Annotated in this window: 31 protein-coding genes and 1 pseudogene; 24 read left to right on the plus strand and 8 right to left on the minus strand. The window is 35.6% G+C overall.

Features of this window, described 5'->3' with window-relative positions:
• The first annotated feature begins 402 nt into the window (after positions 1–402).
• The 6 genes from CYK18_RS01475 to CYK18_RS01505 all read left to right on the plus strand — a co-directional run bounded on the left by CYK18_RS01475 (position 403) and on the right by CYK18_RS01505 (position 6300).
• Positions 403–636, plus strand: coding sequence for a hypothetical protein (locus tag CYK18_RS01475; RefSeq protein WP_101784651.1), 234 nt, complete (start codon positions 403–405; stop codon positions 634–636).
• A gap of 305 nt (positions 637–941) precedes the next feature.
• Positions 942–2447 carry an AAA family ATPase gene (locus CYK18_RS01480; protein ID WP_101782563.1) on the plus strand — a complete coding sequence of 502 codons (1506 nt, stop codon included), beginning with the start codon at positions 942–944 and terminating at the stop codon, positions 2445–2447.
• A complete protein-coding gene (locus CYK18_RS01485; RefSeq protein WP_050243434.1) occupies positions 2434–3378 on the plus strand; it encodes an HNH endonuclease in 945 nt (314 codons plus the stop codon). The genes CYK18_RS01480 and CYK18_RS01485 overlap by 14 nt, the downstream gene beginning before the upstream one ends.
• A gap of 335 nt (positions 3379–3713) precedes the next feature.
• Positions 3714–4073 (plus strand): SAG1252 family conjugative relaxosome accessory protein, encoded by a 360-nt coding sequence (locus tag CYK18_RS01495; RefSeq protein ID WP_101782564.1) that lies wholly within the window; start codon positions 3714–3716, stop codon positions 4071–4073.
• Positions 4074–4082: 9 nt separating this feature from the next.
• Positions 4083–4448 (plus strand): plasmid mobilization relaxosome protein MobC, encoded by a 366-nt coding sequence (mobC, locus tag CYK18_RS01500; protein WP_000263039.1) that lies wholly within the window; start codon positions 4083–4085, stop codon positions 4446–4448.
• Entirely contained in the window at positions 4435–6300 is a 1866-nt protein-coding gene (locus CYK18_RS01505) for an SAG1250 family conjugative relaxase (RefSeq protein WP_101782565.1), read from the plus strand. Before mobC ends, CYK18_RS01505 begins: the two co-directional genes overlap by 14 nt.
• A gap of 44 nt (positions 6301–6344) precedes the next feature.
• Here CYK18_RS01505 and CYK18_RS01510 read toward each other — a convergent pair whose 3' ends face one another.
• A complete protein-coding gene (locus tag CYK18_RS01510; RefSeq protein WP_101782566.1) occupies positions 6345–7199 on the minus strand; it encodes a helix-turn-helix domain-containing protein in 855 nt (284 codons plus the stop codon).
• A gap of 79 nt (positions 7200–7278) precedes the next feature.
• Here CYK18_RS01510 and shp3 point away from each other — a divergent pair, with 79 nt between their 5' ends.
• The 3 genes from shp3 (at position 7279) to CYK18_RS01520 (ending at position 8377) form a co-directional block, all read left to right on the plus strand.
• Entirely contained in the window at positions 7279–7350 is a 72-nt protein-coding gene (gene shp3, locus CYK18_RS10680) for a peptide pheromone SHP3 (RefSeq protein WP_001812431.1), read from the plus strand.
• 203 nt (positions 7351–7553) lie between these two features.
• Positions 7554–7709: an ATP-binding cassette domain-containing protein gene (locus tag CYK18_RS01515; protein WP_257958639.1), complete on the plus strand. Its 156-nt coding sequence runs from the start codon at positions 7554–7556 to the stop codon at positions 7707–7709.
• A 38-nt stretch (positions 7710–7747) separates the two neighbouring features.
• Entirely contained in the window at positions 7748–8377 is a 630-nt protein-coding gene (locus CYK18_RS01520) for an ATP-binding cassette domain-containing protein (protein WP_257958642.1), read from the plus strand.
• Positions 8378–8595: 218 nt separating this feature from the next.
• On the opposite strand, the gene gdhA is transcribed toward CYK18_RS01520, so the two are convergent.
• Positions 8596–9942, minus strand: a complete 1347-nt coding sequence (gene gdhA / locus CYK18_RS01530) for an NADP-specific glutamate dehydrogenase (RefSeq protein WP_101785293.1) — start codon at positions 9940–9942, stop codon at positions 8596–8598.
• Positions 9943–10171: 229 nt separating this feature from the next.
• Here gdhA and CYK18_RS01535 point away from each other — a divergent pair, with 229 nt between their 5' ends.
• The 7 genes from CYK18_RS01535 to CYK18_RS01565 all read left to right on the plus strand — a co-directional run bounded on the left by CYK18_RS01535 (position 10172) and on the right by CYK18_RS01565 (position 16745).
• Positions 10172–11107 carry a dihydroorotate oxidase gene (locus tag CYK18_RS01535; RefSeq protein ID WP_101782567.1) on the plus strand — a complete coding sequence of 312 codons (936 nt, stop codon included), beginning with the start codon at positions 10172–10174 and terminating at the stop codon, positions 11105–11107.
• A gap of 32 nt (positions 11108–11139) precedes the next feature.
• Entirely contained in the window at positions 11140–12177 is a 1038-nt protein-coding gene (holA, locus tag CYK18_RS01540) for a DNA polymerase III subunit delta (protein WP_101782568.1), read from the plus strand.
• A gap of 144 nt (positions 12178–12321) precedes the next feature.
• Positions 12322–12927 carry a superoxide dismutase SodA gene (gene sodA / locus CYK18_RS01545; RefSeq protein ID WP_000974728.1) on the plus strand — a complete coding sequence of 202 codons (606 nt, stop codon included), beginning with the start codon at positions 12322–12324 and terminating at the stop codon, positions 12925–12927.
• Between the two features lie 156 nt (positions 12928–13083).
• On the plus strand, positions 13084–13614 hold the full coding sequence (locus CYK18_RS01550) for a YutD family protein (protein WP_084889475.1): 531 nt from the start codon (positions 13084–13086) through the stop codon (positions 13612–13614).
• A gap of 20 nt (positions 13615–13634) precedes the next feature.
• Positions 13635–14720, plus strand: coding sequence for a dual-specificity RNA methyltransferase RlmN (rlmN, locus tag CYK18_RS01555; RefSeq protein WP_101782569.1), 1086 nt, complete (start codon positions 13635–13637; stop codon positions 14718–14720).
• Positions 14720–15202 carry a VanZ family protein gene (locus CYK18_RS01560; protein ID WP_101782570.1) on the plus strand — a complete coding sequence of 161 codons (483 nt, stop codon included), beginning with the start codon at positions 14720–14722 and terminating at the stop codon, positions 15200–15202. The genes rlmN and CYK18_RS01560 overlap by 1 nt, the downstream gene beginning before the upstream one ends.
• Before the next feature lies 1 nt (position 15203).
• The gene (locus CYK18_RS01565) at positions 15204–16745 is read left to right on the plus strand and encodes an ABC-F family ATP-binding cassette domain-containing protein (RefSeq protein WP_101784653.1); all 1542 of its coding nucleotides are present in this window, start codon (positions 15204–15206) and stop codon (positions 16743–16745) included.
• A gap of 140 nt (positions 16746–16885) precedes the next feature.
• Here CYK18_RS01565 and CYK18_RS01570 read toward each other — a convergent pair whose 3' ends face one another.
• The 5 genes from CYK18_RS01570 to CYK18_RS10990 all read right to left on the minus strand — a co-directional run bounded on the left by CYK18_RS01570 (position 16886) and on the right by CYK18_RS10990 (position 19720).
• A complete protein-coding gene (locus CYK18_RS01570) occupies positions 16886–17710 on the minus strand; it encodes a peptidylprolyl isomerase (protein ID WP_101784655.1) in 825 nt (274 codons plus the stop codon).
• Positions 17711–17889: 179 nt separating this feature from the next.
• Complete coding sequence (locus CYK18_RS10985; protein ID WP_257958648.1) at positions 17890–18015, minus strand: hypothetical protein; 126 nt, start codon at positions 18013–18015, stop codon at positions 17890–17892.
• 276 nt (positions 18016–18291) lie between these two features.
• A complete protein-coding gene (locus tag CYK18_RS01580; RefSeq protein ID WP_001041097.1) occupies positions 18292–18516 on the minus strand; it encodes a helix-turn-helix transcriptional regulator in 225 nt (74 codons plus the stop codon).
• A gap of 2 nt (positions 18517–18518) precedes the next feature.
• Positions 18519–19115 (minus strand): hypothetical protein, encoded by a 597-nt coding sequence (locus CYK18_RS01585; RefSeq protein ID WP_101782572.1) that lies wholly within the window; start codon positions 19113–19115, stop codon positions 18519–18521.
• Positions 19116–19546: 431 nt separating this feature from the next.
• A complete protein-coding gene (locus CYK18_RS10990; protein WP_078374329.1) occupies positions 19547–19720 on the minus strand; it encodes a FanG protein in 174 nt (57 codons plus the stop codon).
• 28 nt (positions 19721–19748) lie between these two features.
• Here CYK18_RS10990 and CYK18_RS01595 point away from each other — a divergent pair, with 28 nt between their 5' ends.
• The 4 genes and pseudogenes from CYK18_RS01595 to CYK18_RS10995 all read left to right on the plus strand — a co-directional run bounded on the left by CYK18_RS01595 (position 19749) and on the right by CYK18_RS10995 (position 21756).
• On the plus strand, positions 19749–20363 hold the full coding sequence (locus CYK18_RS01595) for a CadD family cadmium resistance transporter (protein WP_000615750.1): 615 nt from the start codon (positions 19749–19751) through the stop codon (positions 20361–20363).
• 11 nt (positions 20364–20374) lie between these two features.
• Complete coding sequence (gene cadX, locus CYK18_RS01600) at positions 20375–20713, plus strand: Cd(II)/Zn(II)-sensing metalloregulatory transcriptional regulator CadX (RefSeq protein ID WP_000711078.1); 339 nt, start codon at positions 20375–20377, stop codon at positions 20711–20713.
• A 43-nt stretch (positions 20714–20756) separates the two neighbouring features.
• A pseudogene (locus CYK18_RS01605) lies at positions 20757–21164 on the plus strand (helix-turn-helix domain-containing protein); the annotation flags it as partial.
• Positions 21165–21630: 466 nt separating this feature from the next.
• A complete protein-coding gene (locus tag CYK18_RS10995; protein ID WP_257958669.1) occupies positions 21631–21756 on the plus strand; it encodes a hypothetical protein in 126 nt (41 codons plus the stop codon).
• Between the two features lie 179 nt (positions 21757–21935).
• Here CYK18_RS10995 and CYK18_RS01620 read toward each other — a convergent pair whose 3' ends face one another.
• Positions 21936–22127 carry a hypothetical protein gene (locus CYK18_RS01620; protein WP_101784657.1) on the minus strand — a complete coding sequence of 64 codons (192 nt, stop codon included), beginning with the start codon at positions 22125–22127 and terminating at the stop codon, positions 21936–21938.
• Positions 22128–22312: 185 nt separating this feature from the next.
• On the opposite strand from CYK18_RS01620, the gene rpsP reads away from it, so the two are divergent.
• From rpsP to CYK18_RS01640, 4 genes are all read left to right on the plus strand, one after another.
• A complete protein-coding gene (rpsP, locus tag CYK18_RS01625) occupies positions 22313–22585 on the plus strand; it encodes a 30S ribosomal protein S16 (RefSeq protein WP_000268760.1) in 273 nt (90 codons plus the stop codon).
• A 19-nt stretch (positions 22586–22604) separates the two neighbouring features.
• Positions 22605–22844, plus strand: coding sequence for an RNA-binding protein KphA (gene kphA, locus CYK18_RS01630; protein ID WP_000379617.1), 240 nt, complete (start codon positions 22605–22607; stop codon positions 22842–22844).
• Between the two features lie 44 nt (positions 22845–22888).
• The gene (locus CYK18_RS01635) at positions 22889–23215 is read left to right on the plus strand and encodes a MazG nucleotide pyrophosphohydrolase domain-containing protein (protein ID WP_101785295.1); all 327 of its coding nucleotides are present in this window, start codon (positions 22889–22891) and stop codon (positions 23213–23215) included.
• 103 nt (positions 23216–23318) lie between these two features.
• Entirely contained in the window at positions 23319–24107 is a 789-nt protein-coding gene (locus CYK18_RS01640; RefSeq protein ID WP_101784659.1) for an alpha/beta fold hydrolase, read from the plus strand.
• Positions 24108–24127: the final 20 nt, after the last annotated feature.

Genomic DNA, 24127 nt, shown 5'->3' on the forward strand with positions numbered 1-24127 from the left:
ATTACGAATAGTAAGTTGGATAGTTTTGATTGTTTTTTCAAAAATTTCATGCTAGAATATTCTTAGTAATTTAAAACCTTCTGGTATCGGGGAATAGGGGTTCGACTCCCCTCCCCATCATTTGTTGCTAACCGATGTTTCAGACTCCACTACCTTTATTCTATTGTGTGTAGAAGTAGCAATAGAAATCCTCATAGACTTAGTGAGTGATTGGCTATTCAATGTATTGAATGATATGGAGGGCAAGTTTATGGCTATAATAATTTCGTCAGGTTTTAAATTTATGTGTCTCGTTGCAGCGGTGGGGAGCTTCGGTAGCGTTTATGCAGGGCTAGCGAGACACTACAGAAGGGCATTATAAAAGGAATGCCTTTCTGTAGTGTCCCCAAGATTGGAGTTGTTATGACAGATTCTATTATTTCTAACGCAATAAAAACAAGTATAGATCGCCCTAAATATGAGGGTTTTGATGCATGTGCTGACATTACTTTTGAATTGTTAAATGGAGAAAAAAATAAACTGATTGAAAAGATATCTTCAGGTAGTTACCTCACTTCTGAGGAGCAGTATTTTTTAATAAAACTTGAATCTATTATAAACACTCTCAACGATGAATATAACGGATTTTGCTTTTGATTTTAAAGTATCTTAGTATAAATCGGAAAAATTGCACCCCCTTTTCTATAATCGTTAAAAAGTGTATCCTATCATAGGCCACTCGAAAGGGTGGTTTTGTATTAGGTTCTTAATGTGAAAAAAATCACATTAAAATTTGTATAATGGTAAGGTAGGCTTTTAGAAAGGAGGTAAATCATGGCTAGAAGGAAAATAAGAATAATTACTCAGAAGCAAGAGACTTTCCGTCAGGCTTTTGAGAATGAACTATTTGTTGAAGACTAATGTAAATTATTTAGTAGTTTATTTAGCATGGAGGATTACTGATGAAGAGAAGAAGGTTCGCAGAAGTAAATTTCTATACTACAGATTGGCCAATAGATACTGATCAAGATATGAGTGATGGATTTTATTTTGCAAAAGATAATTGGGACGATTACGGATTTAAAACAACATATCAAGTAGTGGCTTGTTTTGAGGGGGAAAAGAACGACTTAGGGAATATTAACATCACAGTTTATCCATACTCTTCAAGTGATGTGATATCTTTTGACAAAATTAAAAAGAATTTACACTCTCAAAATATAATATCTTTAGGAAATTTAGAATATTATAGATTTCTCAATAATATTTTTGATGAAAAAGATAGAATAGAGTATTTAAAAATATTAGGAGACCTTGCATTTGATGATGAAAAATTAGAAGAATTATATAATAACCCTAATTTTCAGACGATATTCAGTTGGGCACATAAAAAGGACGTAATCAGAGATTCTTTTTTTAGAAATAATAATTATAATGAAGTTATTGATCAGTTCCATCGAGTTACTCTAGGTGGAAGTTATCAGGATAAATATGAAGTTAATCTGATTAATCTTAATGAAGAGGAAATTTTTAAATTCAATGTTGATCCTAATTCTAAAATCCCCACTTCAATGTATTCTATTATCGGAAATAATGGTAGTGGCAAAACTAATTTTTTGAAACAAATTATAAGTTTTTATCATTATCAAAAAAATGGAAGTTTACTAGATGATGCTGAAGAAAAATTATATTCTGATAGGTCGAATCTTAATCAATTTAATTCATTAGTTTGTTTTTCGTATAGTCCATTTGATTCGGGTTTTAAAAAAGAAGACTCAGATATTTATAAATTTATAGGAATAAATTTTTCGAATACTGAAGATCTAAGCGAAATTATTGCAAAAGATATTCATAAATTGTTCACTGAAGTAGGCAAAAGATACCGTACAAAGTTAGGAAATATTATAAAAAAATTTTCATTTGATCCATGGTTTTTACAAATTGAACACGCTATTGATATGGAAAATTTCAGTTTAGAAGATGTGAAGAAATTAAGCTCAGGACAAAAGATTATTCTTCTAAATTTATTAAATCTAATTATTTATGTTTCAGAAAAAACTTTTGTGATTATTGATGAACCCGAACTATTTCTACATCCACCATTATTAAAAGCTTATATACGGGCGATAGATGAAATTATAAGCGATGCCAATGGAGTTTGTTTATTAGCGCCCCATTCTGCTATTGTGCTTCAAGAACTGGCTCACATCAATATTAGGAAGATAGTACGGAATTTTGATAACAATCAAAATCGAATTGAGTCAATTTCAATTAAAACTTTTGGAGAAAGCATTAGTTATATTAATAATGCGATTTTTGGTACAGATCTTAGGAACACTGGATTTTACAAATTTATAGTGGATTTAATTAAGGAAGATAAAACTGAACTAGATAAAATTGATTTTATCTTTGGAAGCGAAGCATTACTAGTAAAGAAATTTGAAGAGGTTAGTGATGAAGAAAATTAGTTCACCAAGCTTTTGTATAGCAAATGTAATTGATGAAATAGTTGGATACATGGAACAAAATCAAGGTAATAATAAATCTGGTATTATTAGGAAGCTTCATGAATCCAATTGTCTTTTACCATACTTCAATAAAATTGAAAGCGACTATCTTGAGGCTGGTGAAAATTTACAATCTTTGATTTCTAAATTAGAGCAATCAGATGAAGTTTTGGGAATTGAAAAATCAAAAATGAAAGAACTATACAAGACGTTTTACTCTTCAGAAAGTTCATTTAGGAGAGACTTGTACAAACTTACACCTAGATGTTGTCCAATTTGTGATGCCGAATGGGGTTATGCAACACATACTTTAGATCATATTTTACCAGAATCAATCTTTCCACAATTTGCTATCTTACCAATTAACTTAGTTTCAACGTGTTATAGGTGTAATCATTCAAAAAATTCGATTGTAGGCTATTCAGAAAATCAGGGAGTTTTAAATCCGTATTTTAATTCTGTAAATTTGTTACCATACTTGAAATGTTATACATATATCAAAGGTGACGATTTTATTACGCATATCCAATTAAAGAACGAGTCAGTTGTCGGACTTGATCCATTGAAATATCAAAGATTGAGATTCTTTTACGAGGAAGTTTATAAATTGAATGAAACTTATAGTGAAGTAGCACGTGTAAGTGTTTTGAATAGCCTCATTGATACGCTTTCAGAATTAGGGAATGTAACAAATGATTTTATTAAGGGGTATTTTCAATCTCTTATTATGGATGATAAAGAAGATTTAATTTTAAAGGGAGTTGTCACATTAGAATTCTTAAAAGTTTTAGTTTTAGAATCTCTTCAAGACTTGGAGGTTGAAGCGTATGATTTAATTAACAGAATGCTTCAAGAAAGACGACAAATGAGTGAAGTACAGGATATATTTTAAAATCGAGAGAGCATTCAGCTCTCTTTTTTTATCCTCTTTTCAATGATGTGATAATTTTTCCAAATTATTCTTGTTATCCTTTTATCATACTCAGGAAAATCAATCTTTGATTTTTCACTGGGGGTTTGGGGGCGAAGCCACCAAGTTATCGTATCGTTGGCTGTCAAAACTGAAAATTTTTGGTCGGCTGGCGATATGATTTTTGGGATATTGTGTCCACAATATCTGAGCTCGCAAAGACCGAACAAGGAGAGACTGAGGTCTTTAGGAATTGTACTGACAATGTGAGGCAGCCTTACATTGTCAGACAAGTATAATGTTGAAAGGATGGTAAGATGGGACAAGAAATTAAGTTAATCCGTAAGCAATTTAGAATCACGAGACAAGAAGAAAAACAGATAAAAGAAATGATGAGGGAACAAAAAGTGGATAGTTTCTCAGAATTTCTTCGTCAAAATTTATTGAAAAAGAATTATCAGTATAGAATTTTTGAAAGTTGGTTCTCCCTTTGGAAGTCTCAAAAGTTTGAACAGATTAGTCGAGATGTGTATGAAGTTCTGGTTGTCGCAAGAGAAAATCATCAAGTGACTCAAGAGCACGTCTCAATCTTATTGACTTGCGTTCAAGAATTGATTGCAGAAGTGAATCAAGTGCAGCCACTCAGTCGTGAGTTCCGTGAAAAATATATGGGTTAGGAGGATGTAATGGTTTATCGCTATCGTACCAATCTCAAAAAAGTATTTCTAACTGATCCAGAATTACACCAATTGAATGAACGGATTGCTAAGAGCAATTGTCAAAATTTCTCAGTCTATGCCAGAAAAGTTTTGCTTAATCCCAATATGTCATTTGTCACGATTAACACTGATACTTATGACCAGTTAGTTTTTGAATTGAGACGGATTGGAAATAACATCAATCAAATTGCGCGTGCGATTAATCAAAGCCATCTGATTTCTCAGGACCAATTACAAGAATTGAGTAAAGGAGTCGGAGAGTTAATTAAGGAAGTGGACAAAGAATTTCAAGTGGAGGTGAAAAGACTGAAGGAGTTTCATGGTAGTTACTAAACACTTTGCGACGCACGGAAAAAAATATCGTAGGCGTTTAATTAAGTATATTCTCAACCCTGATAAAACGGACAATTTGAAATTGGTATCTGATTTTGGCATGAGCAATTACTTGGACTTCCCTAGTCATGTAGAAATGGTAGAGATGTACAATGTCAACTTCGCCAATAATGACAAGTTGTACGAGTCCAGAAATGACCGACAAGAAAAACACCAACAAACTATTCATGCCCATCATCTCATCCAATCATTTTCTCCTGAAGATAATCTGACACCTGAAGAAATTAACCGCATTGGTTATGAGACCATGATGGAATTGACAGGAGGTCGTTTTAAGTTTATCGTAGCAACTCACACAGACAAAGATCATGTTCATAATCACATCCTAATCAACGCTATTGACCGCAATTCAGATAAAAAGTTGATATGGAACTATGCCTTGGAACGAAACCTCCGTATGATTTCAGACCGTATTTCTAAAATGGCTGGTGCAAAAATTATTGAGAAACGTTATTCCTATCGAGATTATAAAAAATATAAGGAATCTAGTCATAAATTTGAATTGAAACAATGTCTTTATTTTTTGCTTCAGCAATCTAAATCGTTTGATGATTTTTTAGAGAAAGCAAAGCAGTTGCATGTTCAGATTGATTTTAGTCAAAAGTATAGCCGTTTTTTGATGACAGATAGAACGATGGTAAAACCAATTCGAGGTCGCCAACTTAGTAAACGAGATTTATATGATGAAGACTTTTTTAAAACATATTTTGCAAAACAAGAGATTGAAAGTCGTTTAAAATTTTTACTAAAGTCTGTTTATTTATTAGAAGAATTGCATGTAAAGGCTAAAGAGTTGAATCTAACCATCGAGTTAAAACAGAAAAATGTGATGTTTACCCTAGAAGAAGATGGCAAAAAGATAAGCCTGAGTCATAAAAAAATTAGCGATAAGAAATTGTACGATGTTCAATTTTTTAATCGTTATTTTGAAGATAGAGAAGTTAGAGATATTCAAGCATTAGAAAATCTTCAGGAAGATTTTCAGACTTTTCGAGAGGAGCAGCATAAGGAGAAAGTCTCCGCTGAAGAAATCGAGGAAGCCTTCAAGAAATACAAGGAAAAACGAGATGCTATCCATGAGTTTGAGATTGAACTTACGGATAATCAGATAGAGAAGTTGGTTGATGATGGTGTCTATATCCAGGTTTCGTTTGGTATCAAACAGAGTGGACTCATCTTTATTCCTAACTACCAGCTAGATATTTTTGAGGAAGACAATCATAAAAAATATAAAGTTTACATTCGAGAAACGTCTTCTTACTTTGTCTATAATAAAGAAAACATGGATAATAATTGTTTCATCAAGGGTAGGACCTTAATCAGACAATTGAGCAACGATAGCCAAAAACTCCCCTATAGACGACCAACTTTAAAAAGTCTTCAAGAGAAGATTTCTGAAATTAATCTTATGATTGAACTATCTAATACGAACAAACAATACCAAGAAATCAAAGATGAGCTTGTATTAGAAATTGCAGAGATTGATATGCAGCTAGAAGAAACCCAAGAAAAAATCGCCACCTTAAACAAGATGGCGGAAGTCCTTATCAATTTGAAGAGTGAAGATCATGAGACTAGAAAATTAGCTAAGTATAATTTTGACCAAATGAACATGACGGAATCAATAATGTTAGATCGACTCAATACAGATATTTTAAAATTACAACAGGAACTTGGTAATGAAATTAATAAATATGAGGAGATAGCTAGAAGATTGGATTTGTTTGTGAAAATTATTAATACCAATAAATTTACAGTTCTAAAATTTCACGAGAATGCCTTACTAGAATAATATTATTTACGACTAATTAGTTAAAAGATAGAGAATAATTTCATTTATTTTTTGTTTACTAGTTTATTAAAATGGTCAGTATAGTGTAATTTTAACTTATCTTCTCCTAAAATATCGAAGACTTGTATGGCTTGTTTCATTTTTTCAATTCCACTGGTTGATTGGTAACGTTTAAATTCAAAGTAACCAGTTGCATAGAGAAAAACTGTTTGTTCATAAAAGTTTAGTTCATTATCCAACAATGTCTTTATCTTACTAATTAAATAGGAGCAATTAGAAAATTCTTCCTTACCAATGCTTAGAATGAAGCAATTAATAGCAAGCTGAGAGACAATCTGCTTATTAGTTTTATTCAGAGATGAGTAAATATAGTTATTTAACATCTCTTTAGTTAATAAGAAGTAGGAGTTGTAGTTAATTGTGCGTACACAGTTACCTAATAAAATGATTTCATAATAGCCCCATTTTTCAACTTTGAAAAGATAGTCTGTCAGATGAAGAAGCTCTTCATCTGATGGAATGATGTTCGAATCCATTGTGTGTAAAATAGATTTTACCATTGTTTTCTCAAAAGAATTTAGAGTGTAATCAGAAGTATCAGAAAGTAGACATGCTATATTATTGATACTTTGTGATGAATATTGCTTACGAATGTATTGTACTAGATTAGCAAATGATTCGGAACTGGTATAGTCGTCATTGTGTAAAACAAGGAACTCATCCAAAGTAATATGTAATTTGTCTAAAATATTGATTAGTCGAATACAAGATATCTCTGACTCCCCACGTTCAAAACGAGATATTTGTGATTTTGAAAGATGTTCATCTGCTACAGAGCATAGACTAATTTGTTTTCCTTTACGAACTTTTCTAAGTGTGATGCCAAGTTTTGATTTCATAATTTTCCATTTTCCCAACAAAAATTAAATCCGTTTTTATTTATTGTACAATAAATAAAAACGGAAAGGAAGTCCAAGTATGAAGAAAATTTCAAAATTTTTACCGATTTTGGTTTTGGTGATGGATATTATCATCATTGTTGGTGGGTAAGATGCTTAGGTGTACACCTAAGTCTTTAGATGATATCTAAAGACTTAGTACTGGTTGGAGGATACGATGAAAGATAGTATGATTAATTATTGGTTAAATTATTTTCCGGAGTATAGTTTAGAAACGTTTGAAGTAGAATAGATATTAAGGACCTTTCTTTCTCTTATTCCAAAGACTCAGCTCCTGTAATAGAAAATTTAAATTTGACTATTGAGTCAGGACAGAGAATTGCACTAGTCGGTCAACCGAGGTCAGGAAAAAGTACATTATCAAAAATACCATCAGGATTATATAAGATTGATACAGGAAAAGTTTTATGTGATTGTGTAAATATTAATCAAATAGATAAAAAATATTAAGTCAAAATTTAGAAGTAGTTCCACAGGATTCATTTTTATTGAACAGAAGTATTCTTGATAATATAACTTTAAAGCACGAAGTTACTTCACAAAAGATAGAGGAAGTTTGTAAAGCAGTTCAAATCTATGATGAAATCATGGCTATGCCGATGAAATTTAACACTATCATCTCAGATTTGGGTTCAAATATTTCAGGTGGTCAAAGACAACGGATAGCACTGGCACGTGCATTAATAAATAACCCTAGTATTGTAATTTTAGATGAAGCAACTAGTGCATTAGACACTATTAATGAGGAAAGAATAACAAAGTATATAAAAAGTAAGGGCTGTACTCAAATAATTGTAGCTCATAGATTGTCAACGATTAAGGATGCAGATATTATTTTTGTAATGAAAAGTGGTAAGATTGTTGAGTCAGGAAATCATAAGTACTTAATGGCTCTTGGTGGAGAGTACTACAGCTTATATACAAAAAGGAAATTAGGTGTAAAGAAAATGAAGAAAGAAAATGAATATGTAATTTCAACAGCAGCCTCACTAGGGGTGATGATTGGAATAGTGTTTGCAATTTTTTTAGATTTTCCAGTTGAATATGGTATTTCTTTAGGCTTGTTGAATGGAATAGTATTGGGGTCGCTGATTTCTTACAAAAACAATAAGAATTAAGCATAATTTTTTGCTGTAAACTAAGGAGTAGAGATGGCTATAGTTGAAATTATAAATCTAACAAAAAGCTTTAAAGATATTGAAGTTATTCATAACACTTAAGTACAGCCTGTTGCTCGCTTCCTAGTTTGCTCTTTGATTTTAATTAGAATTCCCCAACTGTCTAACTCAACAAAAAAATCCCCAATCGGAGCGATTGAGGATTAAGCGAATGATTCTTAAACAATACCTTGTGCAATCATAGCGTTTGCTACATTTTCAAAGGCAGCAATGTTAGCTCCTGCAAGGTAGTCTTTATCAAGACCATATGTTTCTGAAGTTGTTTTAGCTGTGTTGAAGATGTTTGTCATGATGTCTTTGAGACGTCCATCAACTTCTTCACGAGTCCATGAGAGGCGAAGACTATTTTGGCTCATTTCAAGGGCTGAAACTGCTACACCACCAGCGTTGGCAGCTTTTGCAGGTCCGTAGAAGATACCATTTTCTTTGTAAACTTTGATGGCATCAAGGTCGCTTGGCATGTTGGCACCTTCAGATACACAGATAACGCCTTGAGCAACCAAGCGTTTAGCTGCTTCACCGTTGATTTCGTTTTGAGTAGCACATGGAAGAGCAATGTCATAGTTTCCAGCGTAAGTCCATACAGAACCTTCGTGGTATGTTGCAGTTGCTTTTTCGACAGCATACTCAGTCAAACGAGCACGACGTTTTTCTTTAACATCTACTAAAAGATCGAAGTCGATACCATTTTCATCGATGACATAACCATTTGAGTCAGAAACAGAGATAACAGTTGCACCAAGTTCAGTCGCTTTTTGAAGAGCGTATTGGGCTACGTTACCAGAACCTGAAATAACCACTTTCTTACCAGCAAAGCTGTTGCCGTTAGCTTTAAGCATTTCTTCAGTGTAGTAAACCAAACCGTAACCAGTTGCTTCTGGACGAATCAAGCTACCACCAAATCCAAGAGGTTTACCAGTCAAGACACCAGCATCAAATTGGTTAAGGCGTTTGTATTGACCGTAAAGGTAACCAATTTCACGCCCACCAACACCGATATCACCAGCAGGTACGTCAAGTGATGGTCCGATATGTTTTTGCAATTCAGTCATGAAGCTTTGGCAGAAGCGCATCACTTCAGCATCTGTTTTACCTTTAGGATCAAAGTCTGATCCACCTTTACCTCCACCGATAGGAAGTCCAGTTAAGACGTTTTTGAAGATTTGTTCAAATCCGAGGAATTTCAAAATCCCTTGGTTAACAGTTGGGTGGAAACGAAGTCCGCCTTTGTATGGTCCAACAGCTGAGTTGAATTGAACACGGTAACCACGGTTTACTTGAATGTTTCCATCACGGTCAACCCAAGGAACACGGAAAGAAATCACGCGTTCTGGCTCAGTAATACGTGCCAAGATATTTTCTTCGATATACTCAGGGTGTTTTTCAAATACAGGTTCTAAAGTGTTGAAAAATTCTTCAACAGCTTGGAGGAATTCAGCCTCGTGCCCGTTACGAGCTTTTACAGTTTCAAACACGCTTTGGATATATTCTTTAGCAGATGTCATATCGTTCTCCTTAAATTCTAATTTAATTATGTGTGTCATTATAGCAGAATTTTTTTTAACTGTAAAGAGAAAAAACAAAAATTTTCTAAAAATTCTTTCAATTTAGTTTTTGGGATTTTTTGAAAATAGATAAAAAACGAACCTTTTTCTTGTAAATATCTTTCTCAAAGAGAAATTGTGAAAATATGGTATAATATTAGCAATAAAAGGAATCTGGAGGATTAGAATCATGGTATCAACGAAAACGCAAATTGCTGATTTTGAGTTTGACAATTGCTTGATGAATGCAGCAGGTGTAGCTTGTATGACTATAGCAGAGTTAGAAGGAGTTAAAAACTCAGTGGCAGGAACCTTTGTCACAAAGACAGCGACTTTGGACTTTCGTCAGGGGAACCCTGAACCACGTTATCAAGATGTTCCACTTGGTTCTATCAACTCTATGGGCTTACCAAATAATGGCTTAGACTATTATTTGGACTATCTTTTGGATTTGCAGGAAAAAGAGCCGAACCGAACTTTCTTCTTATCTCTGGTCGGCATGTCTCCAGAGGAAACTCATACTATCTTGAAAAAAGTCCAGGAGAGTGAGTTTCGTGGCCTGACTGAGCTAAACCTCTCCTGTCCAAATGTTCCAGGAAAACCTCAGATTGCCTATGATTTTGAGACAACAGACCGGATTTTGGCAGAAGTATTTTCCTACTTCACCAAACCTCTTGGAATTAAATTACCACCATATTTTGATATTGTTCACTTTGATCAAGCGGCAGCTATTTTCAACAAATATCCGCTCAAGTTTGTCAACTGTGTCAACTCTATCGGAAACGGTCTTTATATAGAAGATGAGTCTGTTGTTATCCGTCCTAAAAATGGTTTCGGTGGTATTGGTGGCGAGTATATCAAACCTACGGCACTTGCAAATGTTCATGCCTTCTATCAACGCCTCAATCCTCAAATTCAAATCATCGGAACAGGTGGCGTCTTAACTGGTCGTGATGCCTTTGAACATATCCTCTGTGGAGCAAGTATGGTGCAGGTGGGAACCACCCTTCACAAAGAAGGAGTTGGTGCTTTTGACCGTATTACCAATGAACTGAAAGCAATCATGGCGGAAAAAGGGTACGAAAGCCTAGAAGATTTCCGTGGGAAATTGCGCTATATTGATTAAATTCATTAAAAAATCAGAAGAAAGGAGAGAAGATGCTAGCTATTGAAGAAAGCCAGAAGTTGACTTTATCAAATTTATCGAGACTGAACCTTTTTACAGGGACAGACCAGGGTCAGTTTGAAGTGATGAAGAGTCAAGTATTGAAACAGATTGGCTATGATTCTGCTGACCTCAACTTTGCCTACTTTGATATGAAAGAAGTAGTTTACAAGGATGTGGAACTGGAGTTGGTCAGTCTTCCTTTCTTTGCGGATGAAAAAATCGTGATATTAGACCATTTTGTTGATATCACGACTGCTAAAAAACGATTTTTGACAGATGATGAGCTCAAGTCATTTGAGGAATACCTTGATAACCCTTCACCAACAACTAAGTTGTTGATTTTTGCGGAAGGAAAACTGGATAGCAAAAGACGATTGGTTAAATTACTGAAGCGTGATGCCAAGGTCTTTGATGCAGTAGAAACCAAAGAACAAGAATTACGCCAGTATTTCCAAAAGTGGAGTCAGAAAGAAGGTCTGCAGTTTGCCAATCATTCTTTTGAAAATCTCCTCATCAAGTCGGGTTTTCAATTTAGCGAAATCCAGAAAAATCTCCTCTTTTTACAGTCCTATAAGGAAGACTCTGTTATCGAGGAAGAGGATATTGTTAACGCAATTCCCAAGACCTTACAGGATAATATTTTTGATTTAACTCAGTTTATTCTGACTAAAAAGATGGACCAGGCGCGTGATTTGGTTAGAGACTTGACCTTGCAAGGGGAAGATGAAATTAAGCTCATAGCAGTCATGCTGGGACAATTTCGGACTTTTACTCAGGTGAAAATTTTGTCGGAGTCTGGGAAAACAGAATCGCAGATAGCAAGTAGTTTAGGCAGTTTTCTCGGACGTAATCCAAATCCCTATCAAATCAAGTTTGCGCTGAGGGATTCGCGAGGACTTTCCTTGAGCTTTTTGAAGCAAGCTATTTCTTATTTGATTGAGACAGACTATCAGATTAAGACAGGTCTTTATGAAAAAGGTTTCCTTTTTGAAAAGGCACTCTTACAGATTGCTAGTCAGGTAAATTAATCCTATTTCAAAAAATTTTTATCCCGCGTCAAGATTATCTTGTCGTGGGTTTCTTAGTGATTTCTTCATCTATAAGCAAAAAACTTGAAAAAAGTGAATGTTTGCGTTATCATTTTCATATAGAAAGAAAAAGAGGTATTACAGATGGCTATTATCTTACCAGATCTTCCATATGCATACGACGCTTTGGAACCATACATCGATGCGGAAACAATGCACTTGCACCATGACAAACACCATCAAACTTATGTCAACAATGCTAATGCAGCTCTTGAAAAACACCCTGAAATCGGTGAAGACCTTGAAGCCTTGCTTGCTGATGTAGACTCTATCCCAGCTGATATCCGTCAAGCACTTATCAACAATGGTGGTGGACACTTGAACCACGCTCTTTTCTGGGAATTGATGACTCCTGAAAAAACAGCTCCATCAGCAGAACTTGCAGCAGCAATCGATGCAACATTTGGTTCATTTGAAGAATTCCAAGCGGCCTTTACAGCAGCAGCTACAACTCGCTTCGGTTCTGGATGGGCATGGTTGGTTGTTAACAAAGAAGGTAAACTTGAAGTGACTTCAACAGCAAACCAAGACACACCAATCTCAGAAGGTAAAAAACCAATCTTGGGCTTGGACGTTTGGGAACATGCTTACTACGTGAAATACCGCAACGTGCGTCCTGACTATATCAAAGCTTTCTTCTCAGTGATTAACTGGAACAAAGTAGATGAATTGTACGCAGCTGCTAAATAATGATAGTTGGAGGGAAGAATTGTTCTTCTCTTTTTTAGGTTATATGATTCTGGTCTGACAAAATCGTCAGACTTTTTTCATTTTTATGAGAAACGTGCTAACTGCTAGAAATTATGGTAGAATAAAGTATTAAGTAATCGTGGAAAAAGGATATCTATGCGAAAAGAAATTGCACCTGAATTATACAACTATAACAAGTTTCCTGGTCCTGAGTTCCATTTACACGGGGACAAGGTCGAAACGGAAGGGATAGCTTTTTCCTTGGTTGAAAATATCAAGGATGCCTTCGATGTAACGGCTTTTAATCAGCGTTTTTCAGAAGTCTTAACCAAGTTTGATTATATCGTGGGAGATTGGAGCAACGAACAGCTTCGCCTACGAGGTTTTTATAAGGATGATAGAACAGAAGAAAAACTTGAAAAAATCAGTCGTTTACAAGACTACCTTTTAGAGTATTGTAGTTATGGTTGTGCCTATTTTGTCTTAGAAAATGAAGCCCCTAAGCGAGCATCATTTGACAAGAAAATGCGTAAGAAGGAAGAAGAAACACCTTCTAAAAAAGGAAAGAAACCGGCTCAAACCAAACGAAAACCGAATGCAGATAAGAAAAATAGACGTCGTCAGAAAGACCAGCATTCTCAGAAAGAGGACAAGGGGCAACGTCATTTTGTCATTCGTCAGAAGTGAGTAGAGAATAAGGAGAAGAAATGAAACCGTCAATTTATAGTTTAACACGTCAAACCATGCAGGAATGGGTTTTGGAGCAGGGAGAAAAGAAATTCCGTGCAGATCAAATCTGGGAATGGCTTTACCGTAAACGTGTCCAGTCATTTGAAGAGATGACTAACCTTTCCAAGGATTTGATTGCTAAGCTTAATGACCAGTTTGTGGTCAATCCCTTGAAACAACGTATCGTTCAAGAATCTGCTGATGGGACAGTTAAATATCTTTTTGAATTGCCAGATGGAATGCTGATTGAGACAGTACTCATGCGTCAAAACTACGGTTTATCTGTCTGTGTGACGACTCAGGTCGGCTGTAATATCGGTTGTACCTTCTGTGCCTCTGGTTTGATTAAGAAACAACGTGACCTCAATAATGGAGAAATCGTAGCGCAAATCATGCTGGTTCAGAAATACTTTGATGAGCGTGGTCAGGATGAACGCGTCAGCCATATCGTTGTTATGGGAATCGGTGAGCCCTTTGATAACTATAACAATGTCTTGAATTTCGTCCGTACTATCAACGATGACAAGGGGATGGCAATCGGTGCTCGTCATATCACGGTTTCAACCTCAGGTTTGGCCCATAAAATTCGTGATTTTGCTAATGAAGGGGTTCAGGTCAATCTTGCAGTGTCACTTCACGCACCTAACAATGAGTTGCGTTCAAGCATCATGAAGATTAACCGTGCCTTTCCGATTGAAAAACTCTTTGCAGCTATTGAGTACTACATTGAGACAACTAATCGTCGTGTGACTTTTGAATATATCATGCTTAATGAAGTTAATGATGGTGTAGAACAAGCCTTGGAATTGGCTGAATTGCTCAAGAATATCAAGAAATTGTCTTATGTAAACTTGATTCCTTATAACCCAGTTAGTGAGCATGACCAATATAGCCGTAGTCCTAAAGAGCGCGTCCTGGCCTTCTATGATACGCTTAAGAAAAAAGGTGTTAACTGTGTGGTTCGTCAAGAGCACGGAACAGATATTGATGCAGCTTGTGGACAATTGCGTTCTAATACAATGAAACGTGACCGCCAGAAAGCAGTCGCAGCAGTCAATCCTTAATGATGAAGAAGAGTTATAATCATGTTTTGGTCTGGGGAGTCATTTTCTATAGTATTTGTATCGTCTATTTTTGCTTTACTCCTCAAGAACATTCTCCCGTGGGAGTGGAAACTCCAGGTATTCAGCATCTTGGACGCCTGGTTTTTCTTTTGACTCCTTTCAATTCTTTCTGGAAACTGGGTGAGGTGACTGACATAGGACAATTATGTTGGATTTTTCTACAAAATATCCTCAATGTCTTCTTACTTTTTCCTCTGATTTTCCAACTCCTTTATCTCCTTCCAAACTTGCGTAAGACAAGAAAAGTGATCTTTTTCAGTTTTCTAGTGAGTCTTGGAATCGAGTGTACGCAGTTAGTCTTGGACTTTTTATTTGATTTCAATCGCGTCTTTGAGATTGATGATTTGTGGACCAATACCTTGGGTGGCTATCTAGCTTGGCTCCTCTATAAACGATTACATAAAAACAAGATAAGGAATTAAAATGAGTATTTTAGAAGTTAAAAATCTGAGTCACGGTTTTGGTGACCGTGCAATTTTTGAAGATGTGTCCTTCCGTCTCCTCAAGGGAGAACATATCGGTCTGGTCGGTGCTAATGGTGAAGGAAAATCAACCTTTATGAGTATCGTGACTGGTAAAATGCTGCCAGATGAAGGGAAGGTTGAGTGGTCCAAATATGTGACTGCCGGTTACTTGGATCAGCACTCCGTCCTTGCTGAAGGGCAGTCGGTACGTGATGTTCTCCGTACAGCTTTTGATGAGCTGTTTAAAGCAGAAGCTCGTATCAATGACCTTTATATGGAAATGGCTGAAGACGGTGCGGATGTTGATGCTCTCATGGAAGAAGTGGGTGAACTTCAAGACCGTCTGGAGAGTCGTGATTTCTATACTTTAGATGCTAAGATTGACGAAGTAGCGCGTGCCCTTGGTGTCATGGACTTTGGCATGGATACAGATGTAACCTCTTTGTCAGGTGGGCAAAGAACCAAGGTGCTTTTGGCTAAACTCCTCCTTGAAAAGCCAGATATCTTGCTGTTGGACGAGCCGACCAACTACTTGGATGCTGAGCATATTGACTGGCTTAAGCGCTATCTCCAAAACTATGAGAATGCCTTTGTCCTTATTTCGCACGATATTCCATTCCTCAATGATGTTATCAATATCGTCTATCATGTGGAGAATCAACAGCTGACGCGTTATTCTGGTGACTACTACCAGTTCCAAGAAGTCTATGCTATGAAGAAATCTCAGCTAGAGGCAGCCTACGAACGTCAACAAAAAGAAATTGCAGACCTTAAGGACTTCGTCGCACGAAACAAAGCGCGTGTTGCAACACGAAACATGGCCATGTCTCGTCAGAAGAAATTGGATAAGATGGATATTATCGAACTGCAAAGTGAGAAACCAAAGCCATCCTTTGATTTCAAACCAGCTCGTACGCCAGGACGCTTTATCTTCCAAGCCAAGGATTTGCAAATTGGTTATGATCGACCTCTCACTAAGCCTTTAAATCTTACCTTTGAACGCAATCAAAAGGTTGCCATTATTGGAGCAAATGGTATCGGGAAAACAACTCTCTTGAAGAGCCTTTTAGGGATTATCCCACCTATTGCTGGGGAAGTGGAGCGTGGTGACTACCTAGAACTCGGTTATTTTGAGCAAGAAGTAGAAGGTGGCAATCGTCAAACACCACTAGAGGCTGTCTGGAATGCATTTCCTGCACTTAACCAAGCAGAAGTTCGTGCAGCCCTTGCTCGTTGTGGTTTGACAACCAAGCATATTGAAAGTCAAATTCAGGTCTTGTCAGGTGGGGAACAAGCCAAGGTTCGTTTTTGTATCTTGATGAATCGTGAAAACAACGTTTTAGTGCTGGACGAGCCGACCAACCACTTGGATGTGGATGCCAAGGATGAACTCAAACGTGCTCTCAAAGAATATAAGGGATCTATCCTTATGGTCTGCCACGAACCAGACTTCTATGAAGGCTGGATGGACCAAATATGGGATTTTAATAATCTAACTTAAAAATGAGGACAAAAGAAATACAGTACCGAATGTGGGTACTGTATTTTTTAGGTTTTTAAGATTTAATACTCTTCGAAAATCAAATTCAAACCGCGTCAACGTCGCCTTGCCGTACTCAAGTACAGCCTGTGGCTAGTTTCCTAGTTTGCTCTTTGATTTTCATTGAGTTTAAAATCGTAGTCTTTCACCACTTCGATGCTGTCGATTGTGATAGCAGTAGTTGGCTTGTCTTTTTCATCTTTTTCGGCTTTAGCAATTTTATCTACAACATCCATACCGTCAATCACTTGACCAAAGACTGGGTGTTTGCCATCTAGACTAGGGTTTCCCCCTTCTTTATAGGCTTCGATGATTTTCTTTGGATACTTGCTTGTAGGGATTTTAGCAGAGGTATCTGTAGAGTTTTGGTTGATGAAGAACTGGCTGCCATTGGTGTTTGGTTGACCAGTATTAGCCATAGAAAGAGCACCACGGATGTTATAGAGATAAGGAGTAATCTCGTTTTTGAAACCAGTTCCCTTGTCTTTAGTCTTATCCTTGTCATGCCAGATGGATTGACCACCTGTACCGTCCCCTTTTGGATCTCCAGTTTGAACCATGAAGCCATCGATGACACGGTGGAAGGTGATGCCGTTATAGTAGCCTTCTTTGGCATGAGTGAGGAAGTTTTCAACTGCTAGAGGAGCGAGTTTAGGGAAGAGCTTAATGCGAATATCACCTTGGCTTGTGTGGAGAATCACCTCGGCTTCATCTTCAGCAACTTCTTTAGATAGTTGTGGAAAATTGGCGTTTTCGTTTGTTAAAGCATCGTTTAACTCCTTGGCAGATTGGGCTACTGCTTTGGAGCTTTCCTCAGCGGCCAAGCTAGAATCTACATAGTCATCACCACGCAGACTACGTTGGATGTTGCTACATCCAGCTAGGGCTACAGTGGATAGTAAAAGAAGGGTTGCTAGTTTTTTCATTCTATTCCTCTCAAAAATTCATTTCTACTATTGTACCCTAAAAGGAAGGGGATTTCAAATATTAGTGACAAGACAATTTTAGAGAAAATTAACTAAAAAATCGCTTGATTAAAGATTCTTCTTTGGATGAAGGTCGATAATATCCTTGTATTGTTCCAGTATCTGCTCTCCCTTTAGAGTCAATTTGTAGCCACGATTGCTAATTCTTCTTCTGAGAAGTGGTCATGAAGGGCTTGGTCCAAATTTGTAGCCTTCATCTTAGACAGTCCTGTAATTCCCTTGCTTTTCAGAATATTCTTTTTCATAGTAGCATTGAGATGATTAAGTGAGTCAGATGCAGTTTCGACAAGAGTATAACCTTTTTCTACCAGAGTTTTTAGATGCTTAGGGGAATCAATATCATAAGTCTACTCAAAGTATTTAGAGAACCAGGTATTAAGAAAGCTCGTAAAGCACCACAATTAGTAAACGTTAATTCAAAAGAATTACTATATTTTAAAAGAGCACATTTTCAAAGGATTTTTTCTTTTTGCTTCACTTCCTAATTAGTCAATGAACTTAATGCTAGGTTTCGAAAAGAATTATGCTTCCTCTTTCTGTCTGAGTTCAAAGAGGTCTTCTACTTTTAGATTAAAAACTTGAGCAATTTTAAGAGCCATTTCCAGCGAAGGGTTGTAACGGTTATTTTCCAAGTGCAGAATTGTCTCGCGTCGCATGCCGATGAGGTCGGCTAACTCCTGCTGGGTCATGCCTGTGGACTCACGAACAGATTTGAGATTAGTAATAATCTTGCTTTCTTTGGCCATGCTTATCCTCTACGTTCCAAGATAAAATAGACAACCGCAAAGATGCAAATCAAGGCAGTTATGCTAATAAATATCTGTCCCATGTAAAGAGTGAGAGACCCCATATACCCAATGATAACTACTAGGATCATCAGTGCGCCTAGTATAAAAACAAACATCAAGCTAGCTGCCTTTGCTAAATTAGCATAAAAGCGTTCGTCCGGAGTTTCTTTGACATTTTTTAAAGAGAAAAAACCAAATAGAATCACTTCAATAACGAGGATAATTCCCAAAATCCATTCTTTAATACCAGAACTTACGCTAGGGGTCGCAACCCAAATTCCTACTGTATAAAAAATGCTTGCTGCAAACACAAGTATCGTGTAAAGCTTAGCAGACAAGTCAAAAATAATCTTTCCCTTACCTTTCTGACTTTTATGAGACCATAGTTTCATATGTAGCCAGCTCCAAATAGCTATAATTTGGCCTGATACTGAAATACCAGTAATAACTAACTTGGGTCCCCAACTAAGATTAGAACCAAATAAAACAATAAAATCAATAAAGAGAGCTACGGCAATCATTGCAATGAGGCCACGCATTTTTTGACTTTTTTTCATGATAGACTCCTTTTTTATGTTATAAATATATAACACTTAAATTTTATGTTATAAATATATCACATTTAAATTTAGAAAGCAAGAATTTGTGTGCCAAGGTGGCAATTATTTGAAAAAATTTTTTAATAAAAGCCCTTGATAGTCAAACAACTAAAGAATTCTTTGAAGTAATACATCGGATTTGGTTTGTATAGTTTCGTTAATAATATTTGATGATAAAGAATTTTTGATGATAAAGAACTTTTGAAAAATCTAGATACTGTATGAATCTCTACTTTTTTTCTTAGACTGTATAAAGTCTGTCAGAATAAGCTTTGTAGGTGTAGAAGTTAATTTTTACAGAGGTTAAGTAAGGATTTCAGTACACGTCAATAGATGTCAAAATACTGATTTTAAGCGATTTTTGATTTTTGGAAACTCATTATATCGCACTACAAATCAATAAAAACTCTACCTTTTTTAGATAAATATATCATCTGGATATTGAAGTTAAGCCCTGCTATCATTTCGATGGCAGGGCTTTTTAATATTTGATACACTAACTTCTTATCTATATTTTGGTGGATTTTAAGTTGACATCTACAAAGTTTAATGTTAGAATACATTCAAAAATATATTTGAATGAGGTGTTTTATGATTCAAAATGTTGTTACTTCAATAATACTGTATTCTGGGACAGCCGTAGACTTACTTATTATCCTAATGTTATTTTTTGCCAAAAGAAAAAGCAGAAAAGACATCATTAACATCTATTTAGGACAATTTCTAGGCTCTGTTAGTCTAATATTGCTAAGTTTGCTTTTTGCATTTGTCTTAAATTATATTCCTAGTAAAGAGATTTTAGGTTTACTCGGTTTGATTCCAATTTTCCTAGGTCTCAAAGTTTTGCTTTTAGGAGATTCTGATGGAGAAGCTATTGCCAAAGAAGGTTTGCGCAAAGATAATAAAAACCTGATATTTCTAGTCGCTATGATTACTTTTGCAAGTTGTGGTGCTGACAATATTGGTGTCTTTGTTCCATATTTTACTACCTTAAATTTAGCAAATTTGATAGTAGCTTTACTTACCTTTCTAGTCATGATTTATCTCTTGGTTTTTTCTGCCCAAAAATTGGCACAAGTCTCTTCTGTTGGAGAAATTTTGGAAAAATATAGCAGATGGTTTATTGCCGTTGTTTATTTAGGATTGGGGATATATATCCTGATTGAAAATAACAGTTTTGACATACTATGGACTATATTAGGCTAGGAGAAAATATTATGAAAAAAGATAGTATCTGTCAAGTGGATGTTATAAATCAACAAAATGTTACAACCGCAACGAACTACCTTGAAAAGGAAAAAGTCCAAAAATCACTTCGCATTTTATCAAAATTTACCGATAATAAACAGATAAATATCATCTTTTATCTCCTTGCCGTCGAAGAACTCTGTGTCTGCGATATAGCCTGTTTATTAAATCTCAGTATGGCATCTGCCTCCCACCATCTTCGTAAACTAGCCAATCAAAACATCTTGGACACTAGAAGAGAGGGGAAAATTATATATTATTTTATAAAAGATGAGGAAATCAGAGATTTTTTTAATCAACTAGGATAACAACTATTTTTACTACTTTTCCATGATTATAGGGGGATTGTATATGAAATTTTTTGAAGAAAATTATTCACATGAACTACCTACTCGTATCAAAAATTTAAGAAAAAAACACAATATTACACAAAGCGAACTGGGCAATGCAGGTCAAGTTAGTCAAGTTGAAAAGGAAAAGCAACAAGTTATCACTTCAATATTGCTTTATTTGAATACTCAAACCGACTTGGACTATAAAGAAATTATTTTTAGAGATATTGCCAAGTTTGTTGAAAATATGTTTTATCACTGCTTCAGCTCTATTATATTTAGAGTTTTAGAAACTGTAGATAAAAGAATGAATTCTTTGTCGGATGATGACTTAATTTCTATACAATCTAGCTGTCTTAGACTTTCCAAGACATTCGCAAATTTCAATATTCAAAGAAAAAAATTTTTGATTTCTGATGCAACTGAAAAAATTATCCATAATGGCAAAAAGGTCATCAAAAAATCAAAAAAGATAAATCAATTTCAACAACAATGGACACATACGCCGAGTTAGCACCGCAAAGAAAGTTAGAATCTGTTAATCTTTATATCGATAAGATTGCTGACCTAACGCAATAACTACTCTACTATTCACTCTACCTTTTATTATGTAGCATTCTAAAAACATTGATGTACCAACGTTTCTAACAGCTAAAATAGAAATTATTTAATCTTTTACAGACCTAGACTATTCCCCTATTTAGAATCTATTAATTCATATTTTATAAATTAATTAGTAGATATCTTTTTTAAAATCCTTGATATTTCGCTGTTTTTAGTCTAATTGAAATCTATACTTTCCAAACCAGATCTTAAGAAAGCTCGTAAAGCTAGCCAGTTCTCTAAAGGTTAAGAACTAGCTACAATACAGTATTTACAACACTTTATACTCAATGAAAATCAAAGAGCAAACTAGGAAGCTAGCCGCAGGTTGTTCAAAGAACTGCTTTGAGGTTGTAGATAAGACTGACGAAGTAAGTAACCATACCCTACGGCAAGACGACGTTGACGTGGTTTGAAGAGATTTTCAAAGAGTATTATGGTTCACACCATGGGGTGTTTTTTGATGATTTTAAGCAAAATTCATACCATTTAATTGAAAGTTATTTAAATTAGATGAAAATTTGTTTTCTGAAAAAGTGGGAAAACATTGATTTTAAGCGAATTTTGAATCATATTCGAATGGGAGTTTTTAAAATCATGTTTCGGTGGTAAAGGTTCCAAACTGTATTCTCCATAGTAGAATGATATCACCTGCCAGCAAATCATCTGCCAATAAGTCCATATTTCGCTTAGGAACAGGCTTGGGATTTAGGAGCCAAGTATCCAAATCATGTTCAGGCGATATGAAGGGTTTGACTTGATGGTCTTTATAAAATTTTTCTAAAATAGTATTTACGGATAGTCTCTTTCAAACTTTTATTTCCTATTCTAACAACTTTCTAAAAGCTTTAAAAATTTTATAGTCTGTCAAGTTTTTTTCTTGACACCTGTCAGAAATCTGCTATAATAGAACATGTGCTAAATAGCTTAGCTATTTCACCGAAATAAAAAATAAGAAAAGAGACTCTAAAAATGGCAGTTAAAATCCGTTTGACTCGTATGGGTTCTAAGAAAAAACCTTTCTACCGTATCAACGTAGCAGATTCACGTTCACCACGTGACGGACGTTTCATCGAAACAGTTGGAACTTACAACCCACTTGTTGCTGAAAACCAAGTAACTTTGAAAGAAGACCGCGTTCTTGCATGGTTGGCTGATGGAGCTCAACCTTCAGATACAGTTCGCAATATCCTTTCAAAAGAAGGTGTATTGAAGAAATTCCACGATTCTAAATTCTCAAAATAAGTTTAAAGTAGGTTGACAGATGGATACGATTGAAAATCTCATTATTGCGATTGTGAAACCCTTGATTTCACAACCAGATGCCTTAACTATCAAGATTGAAGATACACCAGAGTTTTTGGAGTATCATTTGGATCTTGACCAAAGCGATGTGGGTCGTGTAATCGGTCGTAAGGGTCGCACTATTTCTGCGATAAGAACGATTGTCTACTCTGTCCCAACTGAAGACAAAAAAGTAAGAATCGTTATTGACGAAAAATAAGAAGGGCGGGACGAATGTCTCGCTTTTTTTGCAAGGAGCAGGATATGAAGGATTTAACGTTTAGACAATTACAAGACTACTTACTCGAACATTACCAGCAGTCTCGGACTGAGGAAGGTCTTTTTATCAAGCTAGTGGAGGAAGTCGGTGAAGTAGCTGAAGTTTTGAATGGTCGCTCTGGTCGAAAAGAAGGGGTGCAGGATTCTAACGAGGAACTTGCTAAAGAACTGGCTGATATCATTCACTACACCGTCGCAATAGCAGCTATTAATCATATTGATCTTACCAAGACTATCTTTGAGAAAGACAAAACTGCAGCCATTAAGTACCAACATGAACGTGATTTGGAAGGATTTTTGAAGGGAAAGTAGAGATGTTGTCCCCTTCCTCCAACTTGAGAAAATCCTTGGAACGTGATAAAATAAAGGATAAGGATTTTTAATAATTTATTATATAGAACGAGTGGATTTCTTTATGAAGAGGTTTGAGGTATCTACAGAGATTGGTAGTCTCTCTGTTACTTATCAAAAGCAAAAGAAAATGCTAGTTTGTTTAAGTGGCGCAGGTTTGCTACCAAGTTATGAAAATTTTTCACTTATACTTGAAAAACTTCCTCCTACAATTGGTTATTTGACAATTGATTTTCCGAACACAGGTAGAAGTCCGATTCATGACCAAGCTGGAAAAAATCTAGATAATCTTGCAGATGCGGTTTATGAAGTACTTGAAGTATTAGGGATTTCTGAATATATACTTTGTGTACATAGTTTGAGTGGAATTTTAGCTTGTAAATTGCTCAAGAAACCAATTAAGTGTCAGGCTTTAGTAGCAATGGAACCGACAACTAAAAACGTCATGTTTGCTGATTTTTCAGAAAATCCTTATCCAGAAATGGAAGAGCAGATGAGGCTGATTAATGAGTGTGGTCCTGAACTTTATTTTAAGAACTTAACTCAAGCCACATTTAGCCCTGAAACTAATAAAGAAATCTGGGCAATAATGCAAGAAAAAGGTTCAGAGTTGGAAAATCAAGATACAGGATTTCAGATATCTGGAGAGATTACTGAGGAAGATTTTGAGAACGTATCTATAGAATCTTATATCCCTGTATTTATTTTTTGTCAGGCTTATAGGGAAAAAGAGTACAGAGAATCAGAATATTGGACTTCCAATACTAAACTCATTTTAGGAGGGAATCACCATTATTTACAATGGTCAGAATCAGAAAAAATTGTGACTATTATTCGAGAATTATCCGAATAAGATGGAAAGAAATAGACTAC

This window comes from Streptococcus mitis (assembly GCF_002860865.1).
GTDB lineage: Bacteria > Bacillota > Bacilli > Lactobacillales > Streptococcaceae > Streptococcus > Streptococcus mitis_AT.